This is a genomic window from Xanthomarina sp. F2636L (assembly GCF_026410195.1).
Lineage (GTDB): Bacteria > Bacteroidota > Bacteroidia > Flavobacteriales > Flavobacteriaceae > Xanthomarina.
Genome location: NZ_JAPMLM010000061.1, coordinates 1 through 11,685, shown reverse-complemented (window position 1 = coordinate 11,685; position 11,685 = coordinate 1). Strand labels below are relative to the sequence as shown.

Genomic DNA, 11,685 nt, shown 5'->3' with positions numbered 1-11,685 from the left:
TTTCGGTTGTCATATCAACTTTCTGCACAATCAGGAATCTTATTAATTATTATTCTTTAATCATCGCTTGAAAAAAACCTTCAGTGCGTCTAAAATTAACACCTCCTTGTGGTTTCCACCCTTTTCTAATTTCTTCATTTACTTTATTTGATAAACCAATTATGAGATTTTCTTGTACAATTTTGTATTCCATGTTTTTTATTTTTATAGTATTGATTCTACTTCTTTTTTAAATTTTTTTAAACGCACCTCTCCACTTATCAGTTTTGATAATAGGGTGTCGCGTAGTTTGGTTAGGGTTTGATTTTCTAAAATAAGTGCATTCTGTTCTGAAATATTTGATTCTATCAAATTTGAAAATTTATTAAATATTTCAATACCTCCAAAAGGAATAGGATATTCAAAAATATCGACTAACTTGATACTTGCTTGACTCGCACTACCTTGAGCACTATTTACTATATAATTTAAAAATCTATTATTCTTTAAAGTACAATACAATAAGCCTTGATGTTGCTCATTATCAATATTCATTTTTAATCTAACAGCATTTTGATTTAACAAACCTCCTTCAGCAGTTTTTGGTACTCTAACAACCTTACCAACAACTGATGAGTAATTTGGTGGCCAAGAACCAACTGTAGCAATAATAACATCATCAGTATCTAAAGAATAAGCAATATGTTTTGAAGCTAATTCAGTTGAAATTTTATTACAAGACTCTACATTTATAGAATTATGAGTGGTATCACTTACTCTTACAACTAACTCACCATGATCTTGATACCATTTAGATTTAAAAGCAAAACCCTTTTGATGATTTACAAAATCTCCTAAAACTTTCACTTCCCAACCTTTAGGGATTTCACCCAACTCACTATCCACAAACTCGCCATCTTGAAAAGGACCAAAATCTACAAACCAATGTTTGTACAGTGCCATTGCCATGTCTTCTAAGGTTTTGTTTATGGCTAGGTTGTTTTCTATTTTGTCGTCTATGGCTGAGAGGATTTTTGCTATTGCTTTTTGTTCTGGTAACTTTGGAAGGTTCAACTCAAAATCCTCAATCATTGATTTTGTTAGTGCATTTCTTGTAGCTCCTGCACTTGCCAATGTTAGTAACAAGTTTTTGTTTGATATTTCGAGCAATGAATACTTTAAATAATTTGCATCTAATAATTTATTATCTGCTCTAATTATTGCTACATGTTGATTTACTCTTGCTGGTAAAAACACATTAGGAACTGAACATACTCTTGCAACTGAATCACCTGTTATATTTAGTAAAACATCATTTTCCTCAATAGCAACATTGTTTAGTTTGGATGCTTGTTTGTCATCTATAAACGCAAGACCATCAGTTGAAAACTTATAATCTAAAACATTCTGACTTCTAATTAATGAAACACCCGAGTCTTTATATGCTTCTTTTCCACCTCTTGGTGTTGCTCCGCTTCCAATTTTGGTTGTGACTTCAGAGAGTTTATATGTTTTCCAGTTGTTATTCACAGCAAGCATGTAGATTAGGTGGAAAGTTTAATGTATTCTGAACGTGTTCAACACATAATTCTAATGAAGAAAATGGACCTACCCAGACACCATTTTCTCCCCTATTTACATTTTGATGGCTTCCTGTACCGTAATTGCAAAATCTACAAGTGGCTTTGTGTATTTTATTATCTTGACGAGCTGTCCAATTCATATAATAGTAATATAAATCTTCGTTCGGTTGGATGTTGAGTTCTATTTTCATAATCTATGGTTATTTATAATTAGCTCAATAAGCCTAGTTTCTTTGCAATAGTTTCAACAAGTTTTAAACTTGGTTTAAAATCCATTTTAGATTTATCTATTTTATCTTCTTGAAGTAATAATTCAAAATGACGCGCAATACCAACCTTAGAAATTGGTGTTTTTTTATTGTTCCATTTAACTTCTTCCAAATCTACTTCGTTATAAAAATTCTTAACTGCATGAGCTATTGAAGTATTATATCTTGAAGAAGATATTTTTGACAAATCAATTGGTAATGTAGCAATTGATGAAGCAACTTCACTAGCAACAGCCATGACCGCAGTTGCAATAGCTGATGCATCGTGTCCATTGGAAGTTTGTTTCTTTTTTTTCAAAGTTCCATCCAATTCCAATTCTGCACAAAAAAGTTTTACTGCATTTTGTAATAGTTGATATGGTAATAAATCTTCAATCGAGATCGCTTCTTTTTTAAATTCATTAACTTGGATTAAATCTAAGATAGAAGAATCACCTACTGCGTTTACTTTTTTATTGAGTTTGTTATAGGTTGAAACAGAATCAGAATCAATTAAAACTAAAGTTGGTCTTTCATCATCCATTATTATTTGAACCATAGCAGGTAAATTACTCTCGCCTCCAGCATCAATAAAAGAAAACAAATCCGTATTCAAATCCAATTCACCTATCCTATTAAAATACTCTATAAGACTAGAAATAAATATTAAATCTTCTGGCCCTTCTACAATAAGAGCTTTATCTGAGTAGTAGAAACTATCCTTAATATTGAGCCCTAATGATGAGCGCATTGGCTTCCAGTTTTTAGAAAACCCTTTAAACTTGAATACCGTACCCTTTTCTGGATCTCTAGCAACAATTCTAACACGATTAGGATAAAGACGATTAATCAAAAAAGGGGAATGAGTTGTGTATATAATTTTATGTTTGTCTGCCAACTCCTCAAGGTATTTTAATAAATCTCTTTGACCACTCGGATGTAGTCTACCTCCAGGCTCATCTAACAGGAAATATACATTTTCGTTATCCATTAAATTAGATGCCATCTCTATTAATAATGAGAAAAAATATTTGAAACCATCACTTCGTTCTTCCATTATATAAGTTCCGTCTGAATTATCTTCAATATCTACTGATATCTCACCTGAATCATGTACAAATTCCAACCTGACACTATTGTCTTGTGAATAGTATTTATGTACAAATTCTTTGTTCAGTTTTCGATTTAAACCTCTTAAGTATTGCCTTATTTGGTTACGTCCAGAAGGGATTCTACTTGCGTTATTTAAACCTGCTATTTTCATTAACTTAAATATAGAAGTGTTTTTAGCAGAACCATTTTTAATATTTTCTAATGTACTATTAAAAGTTATTTTAAAATCCTGGTCGTTTAACTTAATTCTATTAGGAACTATTGAATCAATATCTCTAACAATATTAGTTAAAACTTGCTGGTTAATTGTAACCTCTCTTTTTGTTGAAGCCACTCTACCCCCAACTTGTCTATTTTGTAAACTAATAGTAGTCAAACTCTTAGGGTGTACTTTTTTACCATTCCATAAAAAATAAATGTTTTGATTTTCCCCTTGACTTTCATCTATTTCTATTATATAATGTGTTAAATTTTCTATACCTCCATGTTTTGCTGTTTCAATTTTTCCTTTGTTAAGCTTTTCAAGAAATTTATTTTTCGATTCCTCTGTAAATTTAAAATGGTAAATTATTGTAGGTAATTTTTGATTATTGTAACTCTCACTTGACCTATTTGTATGAGTTTCAAAGTTTAATTTTTTAGCCTCCTTTCCTTCGATAAAATCAAAAACCTCCAACAAGTTACTTTTGCCACTTTCATTTTGTCCTACTAGGCAAGATAATCCATCATTTAAAATCCATTCTAACTCAGAAATGGACTTATAATCTTTAATGTTTATTTTTTCTAAAATCATTTATTTAAAACTTTTCAAAATTCTCTAAAATTTGATGTTGTAAGTCGTTGCCCTTGGCGAACTGCTCGTGCAATTGGGCTTTTAAGATTTCCATTTTATCTTCAAACGGGATACCGTCGTCTTCTACGGCTTCTGTACCTACGTAAATACCAGGTGTAAGTTTGTAGTCTTGTTTTTGTACGTCTTCTAGGGTTGCGCTGTAGGAGAAGCCGGGATCGTCTTCATAAATGGCAGATTGCTTCGCTTCGCTCGCAATGACGGGATTATTACGCCAAGCGTGGTAGGTGTCAGTTACTTTTGCAATGTCTTCATCTGTAAAAACACGAAGCTTACGGCTTTCCATAGTCCCCATTTTAGATGTGTCAATAAACAGAATCTCGTTAGTACGCTCTCTATGAATGCCATCTTTGCCATCTCTATTTTTACTTAAAATAAAGATACAAGCTGGAATACCTGTGGTTAGAAACAATTTATCTGGTAAACGTACAATACAATCTACCATGCTGTTATCTACCATGTGTTGCCGTACATTTTTTTCGCCTTTGTTATTGGAGGTCATGGCGCCATTTGCCATCACTACTGCTGCTGTACCTGCATCACTTAAATGACTCCAAAAGGTTTGCATCCACATATAATTGGCGTTACCATCTGTGGTAAACTCTTCTTTAGGTCCAAACAAGCGTGGGTCGTTTTCAGGTAAATCTTCCGGATGCCATTGGCTGACATTAAAAGGAGGATTCACGATAATGAAGTCGGCCTTTAGGTCTGGAAATTTATCTTGTAATAGTGAGTCACCTAATCTCACATCAAAGGATAAATCTCGTAAAGCCAGATTCATTTTACATAAACGCAAGGTGCCATCATAACGTTCCTGCCCATAAATAGATATGTTTTTCTTGTCGCCACCATGGGCTTGTAAAAACTTCAAAGATTGTACAAACATACCACCTGAACCACAGGCAGCATCAAAGATTTTACCTTCGTAAGGTTCAATCATTTCAACCAATAAGCGTACAATACTTCCAGGGGTAAAGAATTGTCCTGCACCAGAGCCTTCGGCAATAGCAAACTTACCAATGTAATATTCATAGACCCGACCCAATATATCACTATCAGGGTTTTCTTTTTCAGAAAGCTTTGGGTTTGCCAATAGGTTTATTAAACCAGCTACTTGTTTGGCTGTTAATTGGCTTTTTACAAAAATACGTGGTAGGATGCCTTTTAGGTCTGGTCTGTATGTTGCTAGGGTTTCATCTAATAAATCGAACGCATTATCAACCAACACCTTGATATTATCTTGCTCTGCATTATCCTGCAAGAATTGCCAAGTCGCTTTTTCTGGGATGATGTATGTGTTTTTAGATAGATATTCATCTGCATCTTCTAGGACATAGTTTTGCTCTTCTTTGTCTTGTGTGTAATAATCCGACTTTGGATCGTTGAGCAATCCTTTAAGGATGTCACGACGTAACTCAAAACGTTCAGATACATGCTTTAAAAAGATAAGAGGTAAGACAAAGTCTTTATATTGGTTTTCGGCAACAGCACCACGAAGTTCGTTGGCCGCTTTCCAGAGTTCTTGTTCGAAATTGATATCGGCTTTAGGTTGGTTTTTGGTCATTTAAATAATTAAAATTAGTCCTTTTGTAAAAATAGGAATTCTTGCATGAGAAAATAATAAATACCCTAAAAAAACAGAGAGATATTACAATCTGTATGGCTTAGTGCTAGAGGAGAGTTTAAAGATATCAAAAGTAATGATAATTGTAACTCTAAAAGACCTTTAATAACAATCACACTTATAATTAAAAATATACTTATGAAAGCGTTCGCCATAAGAATCAGAATCCCCATAACCACCATATTGAAAGTTTGACCAATTCATGGATGGGATCCCACAGAAAATATAGGTATTGGTACTGTAACTATACGCGTTTTTCTTAATTTTGGCTACCACATATATTTTATAATCATAACTATACGCTTTTACTTCATGGAGCCACTCAGAATTTAGTGTGTAACTACTTACTGTGCTTTTGTAATATCCTTTATCTTTAATAAATGATAGTAAATCATCGCAAGAAACCTCTTGGGAATGTGCGTTTATAGAACTACATAAGAAAATAGTTCCAATAATAAATGATATTAGGTATTTCATAAGGGTATATTTTTAAAATTAATTATCAAAAAAGAAATCATGAATATCAATAATATCACCACGCCCTATCTGCACTAAATCTCTGGTTTCTTTTAAATAGACACCTAAAGAACGTTCGTTATATAATAGTTTCAATCTTTCTGAATAATCCGTTACCACATACATATCTCCGGTTAATTTAAAAAAGGGTATTGCTAGTTTGCTACCAGATTTAACGCCACGGTTCACAATTTTTCCTTCTTTTAAGCTGTTGTTTAAATTAGACTCATTTTTCTCATCAGAGGCTACTTTTACATAAGCAACCATCATTCGCATCCATTCGGTCTCGTCTATTAAAAACCAATTCACTTTATTAAAGTCTATTCCGTAATCGCTAATCCAACCAGGACTTGTAAAACCAAACAACACTTGTTTTTTACCTTTTAATTCAGGATCCATTTCTGGTACAAATTCTTGAATTTTATAGGTAATGACTGAGGTGGCCGACATGTCTTTAGCTTTTTTGCCATCGAAAGACATGGTTTTTAAAGAAAAACTCGTCAGCTCTGGATGGTTATGCAAAATCCATTCGGTGGCAGTTAACTCTGCTTGCTCTTCCATTTGATCTATGGAAGCAATAATAGCTCCTACAGCTATAGCACCACCTACGGCTGCTGCAATGGCTGCGCCATCGTTTTGACTGCTTGCTTGCCTAGGGAAAATCATGCTTAATAGCAGTAGGACTAGGAAATAATGTTTCATGATTTAGTTGGTTTTAAATCAAACTTACTAAGCTTTAACTTAGTATCCTTACGGTAAACCGTAACCAAAAAAGACTAGCTAAAAAAATCGAACCTTCTACGTCATTCCAGCTAATTCGTATTCAAAACATCCAAAATCTGTACCCCCAAAGGCTTCTTAAAAGCATACACCTCGTTTTCAATAAGTTCGTAGTATCTCAAGCCTAAAACCACAAACCCCACATGGGCTGGAACAAGTACCTGCTCTGGTGTTAAACTAAAAGAAGAACCTCCTGCTCCCAACGCCACAAAATGAATGGACGAAAGGCTTAAAGAATGTTCTAAAGTTTCAAAATCAAAATCCAAAACCCCTAAAGTCACCCCTATATGTGTGGCTGTCTTTGGTACCTTATAGAGATCTGGATTAAAATCGCTAACATCCAACTGCTGCGTCGTCCAGTTAAAATTGGCCTGCCTGCAGAAACCAGACACCAGATCTTTCTCCGGAACAAAGGAATGCCGTTTCATGAGCTGCCGGCCCTTAGCAGTTTGCATCCCATGATACACCTGTCTCTGCCCGCGCTCAGACACCTGGTCTAAAGCCTTAATTTGCATAAACAAACTCACCAAATCGGAATGAAAAGCCCTGCTCCTTATCCCTTGAAAAAAGGGCAACAAAGCCAACCGAAACTGCTTTTTCACCCGACTGCAATTTCCAAATTCACTGGAGTTCTCGCGCACCCGAACCATCCTCGGACTCGTACGAATAGTATCCCCATCAAAACCACCTCCTGCAGTTCTGGCCAAAGCACCGGCCTCTTTGTCTATATAAAAATTAGCCCCACCTAGAGTGCCTATAATCTTAATAATACCTTTTTGTCGTGCCATAATAATCATGAATTAATATTACCATCAAACTCAACTCTAAAGTAGTGAAAAAGAGTCAATTAAACAATCCTTATAGCGTATATATAGCGTATGTATAGCATATATTCTTTATACCTACCCCATAGCAACCTTATAGAAACCACCTCCCAATCCCCATTCTAATAAGCAGAATCTAAAAAACACAGAATATATAGAAACAAAAAAAAGCGCACCTAAACGGATACGCTTTTTCATTCTCCCACACTAATTAATAATAATTATTAGCTTAAAACAAAACTACAGGGTTATGATTGAATATCCTTACGGCTTTCCGTAAGGACCTAAAAAAATTATATCAAGCCCAAATCTTTAACAAGGGCTACCAGATGAATAGCATTATTAGCTCTAAATTGAATGCGCAGTTTGTTTAGCCTTTTTTCTATGGTACTCAAACTGCTAGGTGAAATCTTATCGTCTTTGAGTTGCTGACTAATCTGATCTTGAGACAAGCCCAAGGATAAGTGTTTAAGGATAAGGATATCGAAATCGTCAATTTCCAAATCAGTTTTCTTGCTTATGGCTGAAGCCACCTGTTGGGATATATAGGTTTGCTGGTTATTAACAACCTGTATGGCATCCTTTAATTCTATAAGCCCTCTCCTGCCCTTACATACATAGGCCTTTACCCCGTATTGAGTCACCAACTTGCGCACCCGCTGGATACGGTCTTCTATGGAATATACAATAATGTTTAACTCAGGATATGTGGCATGTAAGGCTTCTATAAGTGCTTCCCCGGAAGGGTAGTCTTGGTCGCGATGGTCTTTTTTAAAGGACAAATCGGTGATTAACAAATCGTAGGGTTCCTGGTCTTGAACAGCACGTCTTATTTTTAAAAATGCATCGTCACAATACTGCACCGAGTGCACCTGCCCTACTTTTAAAGTATCTAAAATAGTAAGCATACCCAGATTGATACTTACCAAATCGTCTGCCAATATAACCTTTTTAAACATCTTAGATAATGATAACAGCTTGAAAGCCTTGGTTTATTTCTGAGCTAAAAGTAATAGAACCTTTTAATGTTTTTATACGGTTTTCCGTATTTTGAAGTCCGTTTTGTTTTTTTAGGGTACAACCCTGGCCATTATCCTTATAGGTAATGGTTAGTTTTTTGTGATTTTGAACAAAACTAATAACCACAATAGATGCCTGACTGTGTTTTTTCATATTGACCAACAATTCCTGTAAGACCCTATAAATGGCTATTTTTTTGTTCCTGCTAAGCAGAGACCAATGTACTTTTGAAAGGTCTTTGGTAATGCAGTTTACCAAATCGCTCTTATAATTACTTATTAAATCTGACAAGACGTCTTTAAAATTTTCCTTGACCTCAATCTCGTGATGTTCCCTGGAAATATCTCTGGTTTTATGATACACACGCTCTAAATCGTCCAGCACGGCTTCATTTACTTCTGGGTTTTGCTGGATTTTAGTCATAACATGATACACCTCATTCGCGACCTCATCATGTACTTTTTTGGAAATACGCAACTCGGTATGATAAACTTCCAACTGCTTTTGCTTCTTATAACGCAACCTTTGAAAAACGGCTACAGTTATCCCCAAACCTAGTACCAGCAAGGCAAAAAATCCATACAAATATTTATAGCTTTTTTCCTGTTCCAGCTGCAACAGCCTTTTATTGGCCAAAGCTTCTTGGGCTGCCAGGGCGTATTTTTTGGAGGCGTATTTTCCCTCTACCAGCATATTGGCTGTATGTACGCTGTCTATAAGTTGTTTATAATACTGGACATCTGGATCGTCTTTTAATTGAACCAACATCCCTAAAGCAGATACTAGATGACTAGGATTGTTTGAGGCTCTGGCCAGTTGATATGCTTTTTCAGCCGCTATCCTGGCTTGTGGAATGTTGTCTTGAAGAATATAATATTCCGTAAGATCTAAATAGCTGCCCAAAATATGAGTCATATTTCCTAATGCCAGGCGTAGCCTTAAAGCCTGTTCCAAATCCAGCAAGGCTGTAAGGTCCTGTAGTTTTCCTTTTACTAATCCCAGGTTGTTAAGGGTTCTGGCTATCATAACACTGTCTTGATACACCAAACTTTCTTGATAAAGAGCTGTAAATTCCTTTAAAGCCAGATCCAGACTATCTGCTTCTAAATGGGCAAATGCAATATTATTGCGCAGGATCAAATCTTGTAATTTGCTGTCTGCAAGAGTCAGAGCTTTTTTATAATAAACTATGGCATTGCTCTGGTCTTGCATGTCGCTATACACACGTCCCAAATGATTGTATATACCTGCTTTAGACTCCCTGGTTTCTGTACTTTCAGCTAAGCTTTCCAATAGGCTTAAAGCTTCTATAGCAGAGGTTTCACTATCGTATAAAATACCTAGTTTATTTTGAATGATGGCCAGTTGTCTCAAACTATAAATTGCCTGTAAGGTGTCTGATTGCTTCAGGTGTTTATCTTTTTGGTTTCTGTAAAACACAAAAGCTTGTAATAAATCGGACTTAAACTCTGGCTTGATTACCTTGTTGTAATAATAATAACTACTATCAACTGGTTCCTGCTGACCCATGCCTGCTGTTAACAACGGACAGCCAATAAAAAATAGGATAGGGATTAGAAACGTTTTAATAAAACTCATAGAACAATTGAAACCAATACTAGGGCTATCATTTAAGGATTAAAAGGGCATCAGACCAAAAGAACTACTAGACTGTTCCGAACATCGGAAAACATCCACAATGGCATCGTTTAAAAACTCCACATACACCCCATAGGTCAACCCAGAGTGGTTGCCTGTAAAAACAAACACTGGCTTGCCACAGAGACAGCCTGTACAGATGTTGGTGGATAAGTGTAACTGGGTATCTCCTTCTTTTTGCAGATACCTAAAAATGCGCTTTTGTTTATATATAAAAGCTGTTTTAGGCATGTCTTCATAATAACCTTCGTCCAACAACTGGTTTAACTTATGATAATCCATCTGCTGAAAAGCGTCCAGAATATGAAGGAGTTGCGATTTTAACGTCTCCTTTCTAGTCATTGATTCTATTAGTTCGGAAGGCTTCATACTGTTATATTTTTTTTAAAGATAAAAAATATTAACAAGTGCCACTTTTTTAAATCCTGAAATTATCCACAAATTAACATCCCCAAGAAAGCTTTCGTCTGTATTTGTACCACAGTAAAAAGACCAATAAATAATCATGCTGTTAATCAATCATGGCTTTTAAAGGTGTTTGACACCCTTTATCTGTTATTTTGTATATCTTAAAATGAATGATACAAAACTCTGAGTTTTAATTAGGAGGAGACATGGTCTGTTTTGATAAAAAACATAGGGATTTAAAAAAGCGCAAAATAAATATTTTGCGCTTAGACTCAACTATGATTGAAACTGATTAACAACCACTTTGATATTACTTTATGACAATTTTTTTGGTAATACCTCCTTTGTCTGTTATCACTTTTACAAGGTAAATTCCTGCTTTTAACGTATTCACAGCTATTTGATTCTTGTTAGAGACTTCTTTTACTTTTTTACCTAAAATATCAAAAACCTCTACGTGTTGAATTTGATGATTGGTTGTTATATGTATATAATCTGACGTTGGGTTGGGATGTATTGAAATGATATGATCCAAACTTACTTGTTCTGGAATTGATAAGGTTGCAAAATTAATAGAACTTGCGGCTGGATTATTCCCTGAATAATAGTTCTGTGTACCAGCACCATTCCATAAATTAATATTTAACCAGGTTTCATGATAATTATCTATTACGATAGGATCATCATTTTCAGCAAAAATTAATTCACCAGACGTTGGAAGTACTCCAGGTTCTATTTCATTAATAATATCGAAATTAATAAGTGTTATGGCTTCTCCTGCTGCATGAGTAAAATTATTAGGAACAACATCTGAACGTATCAATAAAAGTAAATCTGTAATCCCTCCATCGAAAGATGCTTCCTGATTTACCTGCCATTCAAAAAATTGTAAATTTGAATCTGCTGTTTCAAAATTATCAATGGATAATTCTGATGGTAAATAAACAGACGCTCCTAAATCGGCTGTGGCTGCTGGCGTAACCTGTTCAAAATCTGGAGTTGCAACTAAAGCTATTTGGTAATTACCTGTATTTGCATTTACTCCTAAAAAATTCAAACTATATTCATAACCTTGACTAAA

Annotated in this window: 11 protein-coding genes; all 11 read right to left on the bottom strand. The window is 34.9% G+C overall.

The features are described 5' to 3' along the window. Positions 1–49: 49 nt before the first annotated feature. Positions 50–193 (bottom strand): DUF1737 domain-containing protein, encoded by a 144-nt coding sequence (locus OS191_RS05375; RefSeq protein ID WP_267154696.1) that lies wholly within the window; start codon positions 191–193, stop codon positions 50–52. Between the two features lie 11 nt (positions 194–204). Further along, on the bottom strand, positions 205–1,509 hold the full coding sequence (locus tag OS191_RS05370) for a restriction endonuclease subunit S (RefSeq protein ID WP_267154695.1): 1,305 nt from the start codon (positions 1,507–1,509) through the stop codon (positions 205–207). A 263-nt stretch (positions 1,510–1,772) separates the two neighbouring features. Beyond that, positions 1,773–3,716: an ATP-dependent nuclease gene (locus OS191_RS05365; protein WP_267154694.1), complete on the bottom strand. Its 1,944-nt coding sequence runs from the start codon at positions 3,714–3,716 to the stop codon at positions 1,773–1,775. A 4-nt stretch (positions 3,717–3,720) separates the two neighbouring features. Further along, entirely contained in the window at positions 3,721–5,337 is a 1,617-nt protein-coding gene (locus OS191_RS05360) for a type I restriction-modification system subunit M (protein WP_267154693.1), read from the bottom strand. Between the two features lie 162 nt (positions 5,338–5,499). Further along, positions 5,500–5,874 (bottom strand): hypothetical protein, encoded by a 375-nt coding sequence (locus tag OS191_RS05355; protein WP_267154692.1) that lies wholly within the window; start codon positions 5,872–5,874, stop codon positions 5,500–5,502. An 18-nt stretch (positions 5,875–5,892) separates the two neighbouring features. After that, complete coding sequence (locus OS191_RS05350; protein ID WP_267154691.1) at positions 5,893–6,615, bottom strand: hypothetical protein; 723 nt, start codon at positions 6,613–6,615, stop codon at positions 5,893–5,895. 110 nt (positions 6,616–6,725) lie between these two features. Next, positions 6,726–7,121, bottom strand: coding sequence for a hypothetical protein (locus tag OS191_RS05345; protein ID WP_267154690.1), 396 nt, complete (start codon positions 7,119–7,121; stop codon positions 6,726–6,728). Between the two features lie 689 nt (positions 7,122–7,810). Beyond that, positions 7,811–8,476, bottom strand: coding sequence for a response regulator transcription factor (locus OS191_RS05340; protein WP_267154689.1), 666 nt, complete (start codon positions 8,474–8,476; stop codon positions 7,811–7,813). Position 8,477: 1 nt separating this feature from the next. Beyond that, on the bottom strand, positions 8,478–10,136 hold the full coding sequence (locus tag OS191_RS05335; protein ID WP_267154688.1) for a tetratricopeptide repeat-containing sensor histidine kinase: 1,659 nt from the start codon (positions 10,134–10,136) through the stop codon (positions 8,478–8,480). A gap of 39 nt (positions 10,137–10,175) precedes the next feature. Next, entirely contained in the window at positions 10,176–10,565 is a 390-nt protein-coding gene (locus OS191_RS05330; protein ID WP_267154687.1) for a hypothetical protein, read from the bottom strand. Positions 10,566–10,914: 349 nt separating this feature from the next. Further along, the coding region (locus OS191_RS05325) for a T9SS type A sorting domain-containing protein (protein WP_267154686.1) at positions 10,915–11,685 on the bottom strand (771 nt) is incomplete at its 5' end.